This is a genomic window from Vagococcus entomophilus (assembly GCF_003987595.1).
Lineage (GTDB): Bacteria > Bacillota > Bacilli > Lactobacillales > Vagococcaceae > Vagococcus_E > Vagococcus_E entomophilus.
The window spans coordinates 188,536-202,826 of the sequence record NZ_NGJZ01000001.1 but is presented as its reverse complement, the minus strand read 5'-3'; the positions used below and the strand labels follow the sequence as shown (position 1 = coordinate 202,826).

General features: G+C 36.8%; 14 protein-coding genes and 1 pseudogene. All 15 read right to left on the bottom strand.

All coding sequences use genetic code 11. From position 1 onward, the window contains the following. Positions 1-212: 212 nt before the first annotated feature. Positions 213-926, bottom strand: coding sequence for a DivIVA domain-containing protein (locus tag CBF30_RS00950; protein WP_126821844.1), 714 nt, complete (start codon positions 924-926; stop codon positions 213-215). A 19-nt stretch (positions 927-945) separates the two neighbouring features. After that, positions 946-1,728, bottom strand: coding sequence for a YlmH family RNA-binding protein (locus CBF30_RS00945; RefSeq protein WP_126821842.1), 783 nt, complete (start codon positions 1,726-1,728; stop codon positions 946-948). A gap of 21 nt (positions 1,729-1,749) precedes the next feature. Further along, positions 1,750-2,010 carry a YggT family protein gene (locus CBF30_RS00940; protein WP_245974983.1) on the bottom strand — a complete coding sequence of 87 codons (261 nt, stop codon included), beginning with the start codon at positions 2,008-2,010 and terminating at the stop codon, positions 1,750-1,752. Between the two features lie 18 nt (positions 2,011-2,028). Further along, the gene (locus CBF30_RS00935) at positions 2,029-2,583 is read right to left on the bottom strand and encodes a cell division protein SepF (RefSeq protein ID WP_126821840.1); all 555 of its coding nucleotides are present in this window, start codon (positions 2,581-2,583) and stop codon (positions 2,029-2,031) included. 17 nt (positions 2,584-2,600) lie between these two features. After that, positions 2,601-3,278, bottom strand: coding sequence for a YggS family pyridoxal phosphate-dependent enzyme (locus tag CBF30_RS00930; RefSeq protein ID WP_126821837.1), 678 nt, complete (start codon positions 3,276-3,278; stop codon positions 2,601-2,603). 16 nt (positions 3,279-3,294) lie between these two features. Then, on the bottom strand, positions 3,295-4,551 hold the full coding sequence (gene ftsZ / locus CBF30_RS00925) for a cell division protein FtsZ (RefSeq protein WP_126821835.1): 1,257 nt from the start codon (positions 4,549-4,551) through the stop codon (positions 3,295-3,297). A gap of 28 nt (positions 4,552-4,579) precedes the next feature. Then, on the bottom strand, positions 4,580-4,741 hold the full coding sequence (locus tag CBF30_RS12140; RefSeq protein ID WP_390221183.1) for a hypothetical protein: 162 nt from the start codon (positions 4,739-4,741) through the stop codon (positions 4,580-4,582). Next, positions 4,735-5,908: pseudogene (gene ftsA, locus CBF30_RS00920) on the bottom strand (cell division protein FtsA); the annotation flags it as partial. The gene CBF30_RS12140 and the pseudogene ftsA, both read right to left, overlap by 7 nt. A 155-nt stretch (positions 5,909-6,063) precedes the next feature. Continuing rightward, entirely contained in the window at positions 6,064-7,074 is a 1,011-nt protein-coding gene (locus CBF30_RS00915; protein ID WP_126821831.1) for a cell division protein FtsQ/DivIB, read from the bottom strand. A 7-nt stretch (positions 7,075-7,081) separates the two neighbouring features. Beyond that, a complete protein-coding gene (gene murG / locus CBF30_RS00910) occupies positions 7,082-8,176 on the bottom strand; it encodes an undecaprenyldiphospho-muramoylpentapeptide beta-N-acetylglucosaminyltransferase (RefSeq protein ID WP_126821829.1) in 1,095 nt (364 codons plus the stop codon). Between the two features lies 1 nt (position 8,177). Further along, positions 8,178-9,551: a UDP-N-acetylmuramoyl-L-alanine--D-glutamate ligase gene (gene murD / locus CBF30_RS00905; protein WP_126821827.1), complete on the bottom strand. Its 1,374-nt coding sequence runs from the start codon at positions 9,549-9,551 to the stop codon at positions 8,178-8,180. Positions 9,552-9,564: 13 nt separating this feature from the next. Continuing rightward, positions 9,565-10,530, bottom strand: coding sequence for a phospho-N-acetylmuramoyl-pentapeptide-transferase (gene mraY / locus CBF30_RS00900; RefSeq protein WP_126821825.1), 966 nt, complete (start codon positions 10,528-10,530; stop codon positions 9,565-9,567). Between the two features lie 2 nt (positions 10,531-10,532). After that, positions 10,533-12,017, bottom strand: coding sequence for a UDP-N-acetylmuramoyl-L-alanyl-D-glutamate--2,6-diaminopimelate ligase (locus CBF30_RS00895; RefSeq protein WP_126821823.1), 1,485 nt, complete (start codon positions 12,015-12,017; stop codon positions 10,533-10,535). A gap of 20 nt (positions 12,018-12,037) precedes the next feature. Then, entirely contained in the window at positions 12,038-13,891 is a 1,854-nt protein-coding gene (locus CBF30_RS00890) for a peptidoglycan D,D-transpeptidase FtsI family protein (protein ID WP_126821821.1), read from the bottom strand. Beyond that, on the bottom strand, positions 13,888-14,283 hold the full coding sequence (locus tag CBF30_RS00885; RefSeq protein ID WP_126821819.1) for a cell division protein FtsL: 396 nt from the start codon (positions 14,281-14,283) through the stop codon (positions 13,888-13,890). Before CBF30_RS00885 ends, CBF30_RS00890 begins: the two co-directional genes overlap by 4 nt. Positions 14,284-14,291: the final 8 nt, after the last annotated feature.

Genomic DNA, 14,291 nt, shown 5'->3' with positions numbered 1-14,291 from the left:
AAGTGCTCGCGTTACCACCCAAATTCAGAAATAATCATTATTATTTCCCTCTAAAACTTGTAACGTAAGTCATACGTGATTGCTTACTTCTTCTTCAGCAATCCTTTTTTTCATGAATGATCTAATAAAGCTGAGGGTCTTGCCAATCTCTCACCATCCTATTGGCTCGCTTAAAGAATCTACCTTATTTTTCTGTTTCATGCTCTAGTTTACTATTTAGAATCGTTGTTATCAGTTGGAAGAATAAAAGTAGCTGTTGCATCTAAGTCTGGTTCCGCTACAACTTCTGTTTCTTCAATAACTTGACTTGATTCTACATGATTTTCATTTTCTTTGTCAAGCTCTTTTGTCAAAACTTCTTTGACCATTTTATGATCGTCACTTACATAAGTAGAAAATGGTTTCAATAATTCATCCCATTCTTCACTTTTAACCATATCAAGCTGATTTTCAAGTAACATTGTCAAATTACGATGGAATGTTCTCGTTTTCTTCTTCAAATCATCCGTTTCAGAAGCTAATTGTTGCGCATGGGCTGTAGACTCCGTCACAACCTTATGAGCAGAAGCATTTGCTTCTTCAACTGTGCGTTTTGCTTCTTCTCTAGCTTTGGTTAAAATATCTTTTGCTTCAGCCTCTGCAGTCGTAATAATAATGGTTGATTCCTTTGTAGCATTTTCTTTTAACTTGTCGGCTGTATCTTGTGCAACAATAATCGATTGATTAAGAGCATCCTTTAACTCATTGAAATAGGTTAGTTTTTCTTCTGAATGCTTTAGTGATTTTTCAATCTCACGTTTTTGACGAATAACTTCTTCATAATCGTTAATTACTTGATCTAAAAAATCATCTACTTCATCTTGATTGAATCCTCTCATTTTTGTACTGAATGTTTTATTTCTAATATCTAATGGACTAAGTGCCATTTTCCTTCACCTCAATTATTTATTTTCTTAAAATTCCCAACAATAAGCGGTATTTCTCTTTTTTTGTTTTGCCCTCAATTGCTTTTAATTGAATTCTACCAAAACCTCGAACAGAAATAATATCCAATAAATCCAAGGTAAAATCTGGGCGCGTACATTCTGTCCAATTGATTTTTATCTTACCAGAATCAATCAATTGCTTCGAACGCTGTCTAGATATATTGTATACATTTGAAATCAGATTATCAAGTCTTAAAGAACTAACCGTTGTATGCTCAAGCGACCACTCATCTTTGGCCACAATCATATCCGTATAATTTCTTTTTTCTAAGCGAACTGGAAGCGACCCAATTTTTTTTATTTGTAAATGGAAGTACTCTGCAATTTCACCTTTGATGTATATCTGCCAACGTTCTCCGTCCGATATAATATCTCCTAAAGACTCTCTTTTAACACCAGTACTCAAAAAAGTTCCTAAAATTTTCCCATGAGAAAGCATTCCAAATTTTATTGGATAAATAATTTCATAAAGATTAATATTGTATTCTTCCTTTTCAGGAATATAGTAATCTGGAAAAATTAGCGCTCTTCTTCGCTCGGCTTGCTCATATCCTCCATAAAACTTAAATTTTAATTCTCCATTTTGTCGAATTAGAGTCTCCAAAATATAAGCCTGTCTAGGATCTAGAAAGTCTGTCAAATAAGGTGCATATTGCATTTCTACCTGCTCTTGCCAATCCTTGACTAAATCAATAAAAGAGTGTTCTTCTTTACGAAAATGTTGATATACATTCACATTCATCAAGAAAACACCCTTTCATCCTTATAAACCATACAGAATCCTCTGTAGCAGCGAACCAACAATATTTAAAACAAATAGACCAACCATTATATTAAAGCCAATTGACCCTATTGACAAATTAAACCGGTCAAATAATCTTAAATAGGGTTCACAAACCTTATTTAAAAATTTTCCAATTGGCGAGTCATAGCCACCAGGTAACCAAGACAATAGTGCATAGGCTACTAAACATAACGAATAAATTCGAACAGCATAACCAATCAAAGAAGCAAGTGCAATCAAATAAATTCACATCCCTTTTTAGTATTCTGCAAATTGTGTTCCTAATAAACTTTTTGCAACTGTACTATCAATCTCCATATTAGGTGGGGTGCATAAAAACATTTCATCACCAATTCTTTGAATATCTCCATCTAAGCCAAAAACAGCTCCAGTTAGAAAATCAACGATTCTTCTAGCTTGGGATTCTTCAATTAAATGGAAATTCACAATTACAATTTCATTTCTAAATACACATTGTGCAATTTTTTTTGCCTCTGTATATGTACGTGGTTCTAAAACTGTTACCTTTTTAGAAATACCTTGTGAAGCTGATGCTTGATTTGATGCTTGGCTTCCACGGTTTTGTTGTGAAGACATTGCTACCACTTTTTTTGCTGGAGACTTTCTAGGTTCTTCATAGGAGTCGTATGAAGGCGCAGTTGGTTGTCTATAAGTAGTTTCTTTTTTTACAGTACTTTTTTCAGGTTGGGCATAACTTGACTTATTTTCTTCTTCATAGACACTATTGTCGTAGTCTTCATCATCTGATAAGCCAAAAAAGCCTGATAAGCTAGCTTTGTTGAACATTTTCATAAAAATTCCCCTTTCTTCTATTCTGCTGAAAAGAAAGCTGTCCCAATACGAACAAAGGTAGCACCTTCTTGAATAGCAATTTTATAATCCTGGCTCATCCCCATACTTAATTCTGTACAGGGAGCATGATGCCAGTTTTGCTGCTTAATCTCTACTTGTTTTTGTTTCAACTTCGAAAAAATCGATTGTATGATTGTCTCATTCGCTTGATACGGAGCCATTGTCATCAGTCCTACAACTTGAATCTTGTCATAGTACTCTAGCGCTTGAATAAACGTCTGGACCTCCTCTAAAGGAATCCCATGTTTGTTTACTTCTCCACTAACATTAACTTCAACAAAACAACGAATACACTGTTCTGCTCTCTTGTTAATTTCTTCTGCTAATGACAAACTTTCCAAAGCATGAAAATAATCAATTCGATTAATAACTGTCTTTACTTTCCGTCGTTGTAAATTTCCAATCAAATGCCAAGTAATTTGTGGAACATCACTTAGCGCTTGTTGCTTTTCAAGTAGCTTATCTACACGGTTCTCTGCAAGATTCACTACTCCTAAATCAATTAATTCTTTCGCTTCCTCACTCGAAACTGTTTTGGTCACCGCAATAACCTGAACCTCTTTTCGGGATCTATGAGAAGTTTCACACGCTGATAGAACATCGTCTTCAATTTTCCGGACATTTTTATTCAGCATGTGTCTTCCTCACCTTTTATCTTTTTTTTCTTCTGAAGAAAGCTGGTGTGCTCAATTCATCGTCATCTTTTTTAGGTTCTTTTTCTTTTGGAGCATACGGTTCAAATTCTTTTTTTTCTAATGCTTCAAATTGTGCATCGTCAATATTTCCACGTTGACTTGGCTCACGACGAATATCCCAATCTCCAAACGCACTTTCATCCTCGGAAGTATCTGAAGCAACCGTATTTTCAATGTCTAATGACGGGCGTTGCGCATTTGTTGAGCTTGTTGTATGCGTTGGTCTACTTGAACGAACGTTTTTTTTTTCCGATTTTGTAGGATCAATCCCAGTTGCAATTACTGTCACAACAATTTCATCACTCAATTCAGGATTAATTGATGTTCCTAAAATAATATTCACATCTCCTGTTGCTGCACTAGTCACAATATCAGAAGCATCTTGTGCTTCAAATAAAGTCATATCCAAGCCACCCGTAATGTTTAGGAGTACTTGTTCAGCACCATCAATAGAGGTTTCTAGCAAAGGAGAAGAAATTGCGCGTTTTGTCGCTTCAATCACTCTATTTTCACCACTTGCAGAACCGATTCCCATCAAAGCCGTTCCTTGGTTTTCCATGACGGTTTTCACATCAGCAAAGTCCAAGTTGACATATCCAGGAGCCGTAATCAAATCTGAAATTCCTTGTACCCCTTGTCTTAACACGTTGTCTGCTTCACGGAAAGCTTCCAAAATAGGAGTTTTCTTATCTACAACTTCTAATAGACGATTGTTTGAAATAATCAAAAGTGTATCGACGTTTTCTTTGAACAAAGCAATTCCTTCTGCTGCAAAGCGACCACGCTTTGGTCCTTCAAAACTAAATGGACGTGTCACGACACCCACTGTTAAAGCCCCTAATTCACGTGCGATTCTAGCTACTACAGGCGCAGCACCTGTTCCTGTTCCACCACCCATTCCGGCAGTGATGAAGATCATATCTGCTCCTTCTAGCGCATTTTGTAACACTTCTTCGCTTTCCTCAGCCGCTTTTTTTCCAACTTCAGGCTGTGATCCGGCACCTAAGCCGCGTGTATATTTTGGTCCTAATTGAATAACTGTTTCAGCATTTGAATTTTTTAGCGCTTGGACATCCGTATTGGCAACAATAAATTCGACACCTTTGACGTTTTCTTCTATCATACGGTTTACAGCGTTTCCGCCACCGCCACCTACACCAATTACTTTAATTACTGCTCCGTTATCAATATTATTATCTAAAGAAAATTCCATTTTATCTTATTCCTCCTATTTCTTCGGCTTAATCAAATATGTTTGAAAAGAAACCTTTGAGTTTGTTTTTCATGCTACCTTCTTCTTTGTAATCTTCTTCAAACTCCTCAGGTTGCGAAGCAAAACCTTGTGCTTCATCTTGTGTACCCACAAATTTTGGTATTCTATCTTGCGCAGGTGCTGACTTCACTCGTTCACCTGTAACTGCTGACTGCGCAATTCTATAAATATCATTGAGTTGAGCGACATATTCTACAATACTGATAACATTTGAGAACACAGGATTTCTAAGTCCCATATGACTTGGTACATACAATTTTACATTGGCTTCCAAAATATCAGAAGCAAGTTCAACCACACCTGGCATACTTGCTGCTCCACCAGTTAAGATCACTCCACCAGGTAAACTTAGCGCATCAATACTATTTAAAACATTTTTTGTTTTTTCAAAAATCTGTTCTACTCGTGCTTCAATAATTTCTGAGAGATATTGTTCATCGATTTTAACTGGATCCGCTTGCCCAATGACATCTACTGGAAATTCTTCATTGGCAGAAACTCGTTCGGAATAAGCATCTCCGTAATTAATTTTTAAATCTTCTGCGGTGCTAAGTGAGGTATTTAGTACCACTGAAATATCTTTTGTGACAAATTCGCCACCTTCTTGCTCAATATTTGTAAATTTCAATTCACTCTCATACATCACAGCAGCAGTCGTTTGGCCACCACCTAAATCAATAACAGTTGTGCCAAACTCTTTTTCTCCATCAGATAAAACTGACTCCGCTAGAGCAAGAGGTGTAATCACCAATTCATTAAGATACAAGCCCGCTTTATCGACACACTTTTTAATGTTATGCACAATTGTTTTGGGACCAGTAAATACTAATCCTTTCATTTCCAGACGAACCCCAATCATGCCACGAGGATCTTTTATCCCCTCAAAACCATCCACTTTAAACTCTTGCGGTAATAAGGCAATGATTTGTCGCTCTGGAGGAGTGGAGCGCACAATTGCAGCTGATGAAACATTTTTCACATCTTCGTCCGTAATTTCTTTGGACTCAGAGTTAACAGCAATCATTCCTTCACATTTTTCTATGTCTAATAAATTGGCTGGCAAGCCAACATTTACTTCTCTAATTTGAATTCCTGATTTTTCTTCTGCCTTTTTGACAGCTTGTTTGATTGATTCTACGGTTTTATCAATATCAATGATAATCCCACGGTTCAATCCCTTTGATTTTGCATTGCCTACTCCGATAATATTTAGTTGATTTTCAACGTATTCAGCCACAACAACTTTAACGGATGTTGTACCTATATCAAGGCCTACATAAATTCCTGATTTTGCCATGAAAAGGATTCCCTCCTATTTAGTTTCCGTATTTACTTGAACAAATTTCAATGTCTGCATATTTCTTACTTACTTCTTCTAATTTTACCATATTTACTAGTGTTTACAAAAGAAGATTCCATGAATTATTCACATTTTTATTGATTTTTTTACTTTTAATCGGTTTTTTCCGATTTATTTGTATTATTTCCATAAGGATATGAGAAAATCCCCGCTTCCATATCCACAATTCCTTTTTCTTGCATCTGACTTGCAATTTTGGGGTAGTAGATAATTTTTGTTGTAAAATCCTTGGTTGATGCAATGATTTGATTGCCATCTTTCATATTCATCGTGAAAAGATAGGGATTACTTTTAGAAGGAGTTGCCAAAACTTCTACAACATTTTTTTTGATGGCAGCATCCATTTTTTGATAGCCACGAATTAAATCAGTAAACGAACTTCCTTCTTTAAAATTTTTAAATGTAGGATAATTATCAGTTTTTTTAACGCTGCCGGTAATAATTTTTGCGTTCTCCGTAATTTCTTGATACTGGTCGCCAGATTGCAAATACCCTACCTGCTTATACTCGCTAATTTGGACTGTAAATTGATTTAAGTGTGTAATTGAAACTTTGGCCGTCTTCACTTTTGGTAAGTCTTTTTTTATCCTAGCAATGGCTTTATTTTTATCTAAATACTGTCCCCACAAGCTTTCTTGAACTTTAAAACCTGATGCTTGATACACATTGCTTGCACTTACGTTTTCTCTTCCCACCACATTTATTTTTTGTAGTTTACTATAAGGAGAAATAAAGTATGAAACACACATTATTGCGAATAATAATATACTGATAATTAAGGTCAAACGTTGGACTAATTTTTTATTTCCAGGTGTCCACCAATGATGAAATCGTTCATTAAAAGTTTCTTTTTCTATCTGATTTTCATAATCAAGTACTGAATTAAATTCTTGATCTTTTTCCGAATCAGACATAGTTTCCACGTATTGACTCTCTTTTTCTTCTTTAATTGGTTGCTCACCTGGCTCATTTTCTTGCCACTTGGGAATTTCACCTTGCCGTTTGGCATACTTCAAATTCTCTTTTTGCCAAGGCGTGAGCATCTTGTTTGTCTCTGCTTCCTTGACTTTATTTGGTTCTTTTTCTTTACCGATGATGCTCACCTCCTCTTTAGTCCATTATTTGCGTTAGTTCCGTATAAAGTCGGTCACTTGCATCCGTGATTCCTTCTTTTTTCGACGCCTCTGACATTTCTTTTAACGTTGCCGGATCATTCATCAAATTGTCCAAAGTCTCTACTAAGACATGTCCAGTCAGATCTTGATCTTTCACAATTTTTGCTGCGCCAACTTTGACTAAGCTCTCGGCATTCTTTGTTTGATGATCATTGGTCACATTAGGGCTTGGGACAAGAATGCAAGGTACCCCAATCGCCGTAACTTCTGCAAGAGAAGTCGCACCAGCACGTCCAATGATTAGATCCACATTTGCCAAAACCTCAGTCATATTAGAAATGTAAGGAACTACTTTAACATTAGTAGCCTTATGTAATACTTCTTCCAAAACATTGTATACCCGGTCATAATACACTGCACCTGATGCGTAAAGAATTTGGTAATCCTTAGAGATTAACTCTTGCACTGCTTCTATGAAAGCTTGGTTTATTCTTGCGGCTCCTCGACTTCCACCAAAAATTAACACAGTTGGTTTTTCTGGTGACAAGTCAAACATCTGAAGAATATCTGATTTTTTAATGCCGGATACTTCTTGTGCGCGTGGGTTTCCTGTCATGACCACTTTATCAGTTGGAAAATGTGCTGCTGCCTCGGGAAAACAAATCCCAATCTTATCCACATACCGCGCTAAAAATTTATTAGTAATTCCTGGAATGCTATTTTGTTCATGAATCATTGTAGGTACTTTCAGTTTGTGTGCTGCATACACGACTGAACTGCATACATATCCACCAGTTCCTAGAACGACATCTGGGGCAAACTCACGAATGATTTTTTTTGCCTCATGAATACTTTTTAAAAACAAATAAATGGTTTGAACATTCTTCAAAGACAGCGAGCGTTTAAATCCTTGAATTTCAATCGTTTTAAAAGGAATATTTTCACCTCGTACAATCGTACTTTCGAGACCATTTTTCGTCCCAACATACAAAAATTCAGCCTGTGGATCCTTTTTTTTTATTTCTTTAATTAAGGCTAAAGCAGGATAAATGTGCCCTCCTGTTCCTCCGCCTGATACTATTATTTTCATGCTATTCTCTCACTTCTTTAATTTTTTGAAATGCTTCAATAAATTTTTCTCCGCGAACTTCAAAGCTCGGATACTGGTCCCAACTCGCACAGGCTGGGGAAAGCAAGATACTGTCCTCATTTTGACTTTGTGCGAATGCAAGAGGAAGTGCACTGGTTACATCTTCAGTAAATAAAATTGTCGAAATTCCAGCTTTTTTGGCAGCTTTTGCTACTTTTTCCTTCGTTTCACCAAATAAAATAATGGCTTTGATTCCTTTGATAAAAGGAACTAACGCATCAAAATCATTTCCTCTATCGAGTCCACCAGCAAGTAAAATTACTTTTTCATTTTCAAATCCGCTCAGCGCTTTCTCAGTGGCTAAAATATTGGTTGCTTTAGAATCATTATAAAATTTCCGTCCTGCATACACACCTAAATACTGTGTACGATGTGGCACTCCTGAAAAATGAGCAAGAGACTGCTTAATATCCTCATTTTGACATCCTTCTAGTTTCGCTACAATGATAGCCGCTAAAGCATTTTCGACATTGTGTTCTCCTGGAACTCCCAATTCACTAGCATCCATAATTTTCTCTGATCCATAATACAAGGAGCCAGACTTTAAGCAAGCTCCTTCCGTTAGTTCCTTTGTGGTTGAAAAGAATAGCACTCTTGCTTTCGTCTGTTTGCTAAGAGTCACAAGCTCTGGCTGATTTCCATTTAGCACAAGCGTATCCTCTTCGGTCATATTTTTTTGTAGTCGCCATTTTGCTTCTACGTAAGCGGCTCTTGAGCCATGATAATCCAAATGTGCTTCATATATATTTGTAATCACAGCAATTTTTGGTCGAAAAGTCTGAATTCCCATCAATTGGAAACTGGATAATTCTGTCACAAGAATTTCTTCTCCGGCTGCATTTTGTGCAACTGTGCTCGCAGGAAAGCCGATATTTCCGGCAAGTTTTGCTTTTTTCTTTTCACTTCCATGGTTGATAATTTCCGCAATCATGGTCGTAGTCGTTGTTTTCCCGTTTGTTCCCGTAATGCCAATAAAAGGTGCTTCGCTTATCTGATAGGCTAGTTCTACTTCGGTAATAATCGGTATATTTTTCTCAATTGCTTTTTCGAGAATAGGATTTGTATAAGGAATGCCTGGATTTTTTACAATCTTGACAAAGCCTTCTTCTAAAAGTTCGATAGGATGAGAGCCAGTTACAACTTTAATTCCCAAAGCAAGAAGCTCTTGGGCTTCGGAATTTTCTTCAAATGGTTTCGCATCATTAACTGTAACAAAGGCACCTAATTGATGAAGTAATTTCGCTGCACTTACTCCACTTTTTGCCAGTCCTAAAACTAGGATTTTTTGATTTTTATAAGTTGTAATGTCTTTCATCCTATTTTCCTCCTTAAAGTATCACGCATAGAGCGATAACAGCCATAACAAATCCTACTATCCAAAAAACAAGATCCACTTTCCACTCTGACCAACCGCACATTTCAAAATGATGATGAATGGGACTCATTTTAAAAATTCTTTTTCCAGTTAGCTTAAATGAGGTTACTTGAAGTAATACACTCGCTGTTTCACATACATAGACAAAGCCAATGAGAAGCAACGACCATTCTTGATGAAGTAAAATAGAAATAGCACCAAGTAAACCGCCTAGTGCTAAAGAACCCACATCGCCCATGAAAATTTTTGCAGGCTTTTTGTTGAAACAAAAGAAAGCAATTAATCCTCCAATAGTGGTCAAACAAAGGATTAGGATATCAAATTGCTTTTGATGCCACGCAACAATCGCATAAGCGCCAAACGAAATTACACCCAAGCCTGAAACTAGACCGTCAATCCCATCTGTCAAATTCACTGCATTTGAGAAACCAACTAACCAAAAAATTAAAAATAAGCCATAGAAATAGCCAATATGTATATCCCCTACAAAAGGTAAATTAATCATGTTAGGAAAATTTTCAGATAAATAAACTAGATAAAACACAATTCCCCCAACAATTTGTCCCAATAACTTTTGTTTTGAATTCAAGCCCATATTACGCTTTTTAAAAATCTTTATAAAGTCATCCAAAAAGCCTAACAAACCATATAAAACCATGATAAAAATCAATATTAACAATGATGGAGTTAAAAATCCTTTCCACGCTGCCATTAAAACCGCTGCGACAACGGTTGCAATCAAAAAGACTGTCCCCCCCATTGTTGGCGTACCAGACTTACTGTTATGCCATTTTGGACCATCTTCTCGAATTGCTTGTCCTTGTTTTTTCGCAACAAAATACCCAATAAAAATCGGCATCGTGCTAAACGTTAGTGCAAAACTCAGTGCTATAGGTAAAAATATCTGCGTCCATTCCATTATTACAATCTCCTATTTTTATTCTCAAAGTACGACATTACCACTTCAACATCATCAAAATGGTGTTTGGTTTTGCCAATAATTTGATAGTTTTCATGCCCTTTTCCAGCAATTAGTACCACGTCCCCAGGTGTTGCTTCAGACAAGCTTCGTTCGATTGCCGATTTCCGATCGGTCACCCTTATATAAGCTCTGCTATCTAAGCCACTTGTCATTTGATCCAATATCACCTCAGGATCTTCCGTTCGCGGATTGTCTGATGTAAAAATAATTTTAGTTGCAATGTCAGTTGCAATTTTCGCCATAATAGGTCGCTTACTTGGATCACGGTCTCCCCCACAGCCAACAACACAGTAAATATCTTTTTTGGCAAATTCTTTGACTGTCTGCAAGACATTTTCTAGCCCATCAGGGGTATGTGCATAATCTACAATAACTGTAATGTCTGCTTGGTTTGGCACTAATTCAAAACGTCCTTTTACTCCAGGTAATTCTTCGAGTGCAGAAATGACTTTATTAGGTTTTATCCCTAAAGCATAGCAAGCACCAAAAGATGCTAGGGCGTTATAAATGTTAAACATCCCAATCATTTTAATTTTCACTGGATAGGTTTTCTCCATAAAATCCAAGTCAAAACGAGTACCCTCAGAAGAAATATGAATATTCTTGGCTTGAATCACAGCCTCTTCGCTCACCCCAAAAGTCAAGACATTTGCTGCCGTTAGCTGCTCCAATTTCCTACCATAGTGGTCATCACAGTTAATTATGGCAGTTTTGGGATAGTCCTTACACTCATAAGAATTCCCTAGTTGAGAAAATAATAAACTTTTAGCATAAAAATAATCCGTCATGGTGTGATGATACTCAAGATGATCTTGCGAAAGATTTGTAAAAACCGCTACATCAAAGTCAATGCCCCATGCCCGTCCTTGGACAAGTGCGTGGGAAGAAACTTCCATTGCACAAGAATCAATCTGTTGCTCAGACATCTTCTTTAGTAATTTTTGTGTGGTCAGCGCATCAGGGGTCGTATTGATTGTGGGGATTTTTTCGGTTCCTATTTTATTGTACATCGTCCCAATAATCCCAGTCTGATGTCCCGCTTTTTCTAATACTGCTTCAATCATATGAGTCGTTGTGGTTTTCCCGTTTGTCCCCGTAACCCCAACCATTTTCATCTTTTTGCTTGGATTATCATAAAAAAGAACGCTCAGTTGAGCTAAAGCTTTTTTAGTATCATACACATACATGACCGGTATAGCTGCAGTGATTTTTTTTTCAGCAATGATTAAGGAAGCACCCTGTTCAATTGCCTTACTTACCAAGTCGTGTCCATCAATCGTTGCTCCCTCAATACAGATGAAGCAGCTTCCTTTCTGGATTGTGCGTGTATCTTGTGTAACTTGTTGAATTTCAAGAGATTCATAAGAGGTTATATTTTGTACTTTTAATGGATGAATTGCTTTTTTTATCTGAAGTCCGTTCATAGAAATTCTCCTTTTCCTCTTTATTTACTACTTGTCGTTTTTCCAGTATCTAAATCTAAGGCACGTTTCAACAGTGGATTAGAAATAGAAGAGAGGGCATCACTTGTTGAACCACCCTCTGGGACTTTAGGTCGTTTAATGGTCACATACATGATGTACTTAGGGTTCTCTGTTGGAGCAATTTGGACAACAGAGTTGATATAGCCATCATCTGAATAATGACCATTTTCAAAAATCTGCGCTGTTCCTGTTTTTGCGGAAACGTTATAGCCGTCAATATTGTAGATGCCATATCCTGTACCATACGTTTTGTCATCTACTACTCCTTGCATATAACCTAAGACTTGCTTAGCAGTTTGACTTGAAATAGGTTGAGAAACAACTTTTGTCTTTTTCGTTGTCGTTTTCCCATCCGCTGTCGTGATTTTAGAAATGTACTGTGGTTTTAACATTTTACCATTATTCGCAATTGCCGTAAAACCTTGTATCATTTGAAAATCTGTAACTGCAATGGCTTGCCCGTATGCAGTCATTGCCCGGTCGACAGTTGTACTATTTTGTACACTCCCAGTTGGTTCGTTGCTGACTAAGCCTGAATGGGTTGATTTTGTAAAGCCAAATTTTTTGATATATTCTTGCCAAGCTGTTGGCATTAATTGTTCTAAATGGACCATCCCAACATTACTCGACCAAGCCAAAGCTTGAGGATATGTAAGATATCCTTTTCCTGCTGGAATCCAGTCACTAATCGTTGTATCGTCGACTTTGATTTTCCCTGATAAAAATGTCGTATTTGGATTAAAGACTCCCGCTTCAATAGCAGTTGCAACTGTAAAGACTTTCATTGTGGAACCAGGTTCAAAAGTATCTTGAACAAGTAAATTCTGCCAAACACCATTTGTTCCAAGACCATCTTTTGTTTCTGGATTAAATGTTGGTCTTTGGGATGCTGCTACAACATCCCCAGTTTTTGCTTCTACGAGCATTGCCGTCATACTTTCAGGCTGATATTTTGAATCCACGCCGTCCATCAATTCTTCTAGATACAATTGTAAATTGCTATCCAAAGTTGTGTATATATCTGAGCCATTTTTGGCTTTCTTTTTAACGGTTTGTGTTCCTGGTACTGCGTTCCCACCACTATCTTTTTGATAAGTAATCTCACCATCAGAACCACTAAGTTGGCTGTTGTATGCTTCTTCAATTCCAAGCATTCCTTTTAGCCCTTTGGTATCATCCGAAGCATCTGCAAACTGAGTATAACCAACTAAATAGGACGCAAAATTCCCATTTGGATAAGATCTAGCCGGATGCTCATTAAAGAAAATCCCAGTAATGCCCTCTTTTTTTAAAGCTTTTTCTATTTTGCTTTTGGTTTCCAGAGTAAGCCCTTTTCCAGAAGTTCCAAACTCCACTGTCGTGATTTCTTTTCCTTGACTATTCTTCTTTGGCTGTAATTGTCCCAAAGCATAATCTTTGTCCATACCCGTATATTGATTCAAAACTTCGGCAATTTTTTCACGATCTTTATCATGAACATACAATTCTTTTTTTCCAATACCGATGTAATTCTTGTCCAACATCGCATATAAAGAATAAGAAGTAGCGTCTTCAGCAATCGGGTTCCCGTTGCGGTCCAAAATTGAACCACGTTTTGCTTTGATTACACTACTCCCCTCATACAATTCCTTTGTTTTTTCAGCAAGAGAAACATTCCCTACTCTTCCAGTCACTATAATAGAACTCAAACGTAGGGCAAAAATAGAGAAAATCCCAATCGCTACTGCGAAAAGAATTACCCCTACTCTTTTACGATTATTTTTTGGATTTAAATTTTTTGATGCTAGATATTTTTTAAACTGATCCATATTCATTTCGTTACAGTCCTTATATTTCCTTCAATTTGTTTTAAGCTTGCCTTATCTGCAATTGATTTTACTCGGTCTTTGCGAGAAAGCTCACTTTTTTCTTGTTGAAGTTTTGTAATTGAATTTGTCGTTCTTTCTATCTCTTGTTGCGTATTTGTAATACTTTCTGTCTCTTTATTTACTACTGTACTCATATAAATGGTCGTCATGGCTAACACAATACACATTAAGACAATTCCACCAATTGTAATTTTTTCTAATCTACTAATCCCTTTGATTCTTTTTTCAGAGAGCTGAAAAGGTGACGCCATTTCGTCTTGAAAAGAAGCCTTTGCCTCAGAAGGAACATCCACTTGGTATTCGTCCATTGTTTTTTTAATTTGTGCCATTTGTGTCATTCCTTTCC

Coding starts and splice junctions, on each gene's coding strand:
- ftsZ (WP_126821835.1), bottom strand. CDS start 4,551: ATGGAATTTTCTTTAGATAATAATATTGATAACGGAGCAGTAATTAAA.
- CBF30_RS00885 (WP_126821819.1), bottom strand. CDS start 14,283: ATGACACAAATGGCACAAATTAAAAAAACAATGGACGAATACCAAGTG.
- CBF30_RS00890 (WP_126821821.1), bottom strand. CDS start 13,891: ATGAATATGGATCAGTTTAAAAAATATCTAGCATCAAAAAATTTAAAT.
- murD (WP_126821827.1), bottom strand. CDS start 9,551: ATGAAAGACATTACAACTTATAAAAATCAAAAAATCCTAGTTTTAGGA.
- CBF30_RS00950 (WP_126821844.1), bottom strand. CDS start 926: ATGGCACTTAGTCCATTAGATATTAGAAATAAAACATTCAGTACAAAA.
- CBF30_RS00945 (WP_126821842.1), bottom strand. CDS start 1,728: ATGAATGTGAATGTATATCAACATTTTCGTAAAGAAGAACACTCTTTT.
- CBF30_RS00935 (WP_126821840.1), bottom strand. CDS start 2,583: ATGAAAATGTTCAACAAAGCTAGCTTATCAGGCTTTTTTGGCTTATCA.
- CBF30_RS00930 (WP_126821837.1), bottom strand. CDS start 3,278: ATGCTGAATAAAAATGTCCGGAAAATTGAAGACGATGTTCTATCAGCG.
- mraY (WP_126821825.1), bottom strand. CDS start 10,530: ATGGAATGGACGCAGATATTTTTACCTATAGCACTGAGTTTTGCACTA.
- CBF30_RS00895 (WP_126821823.1), bottom strand. CDS start 12,017: ATGAACGGACTTCAGATAAAAAAAGCAATTCATCCATTAAAAGTACAA.
- murG (WP_126821829.1), bottom strand. CDS start 8,176: ATGAAAATAATAGTATCAGGCGGAGGAACAGGAGGGCACATTTATCCT.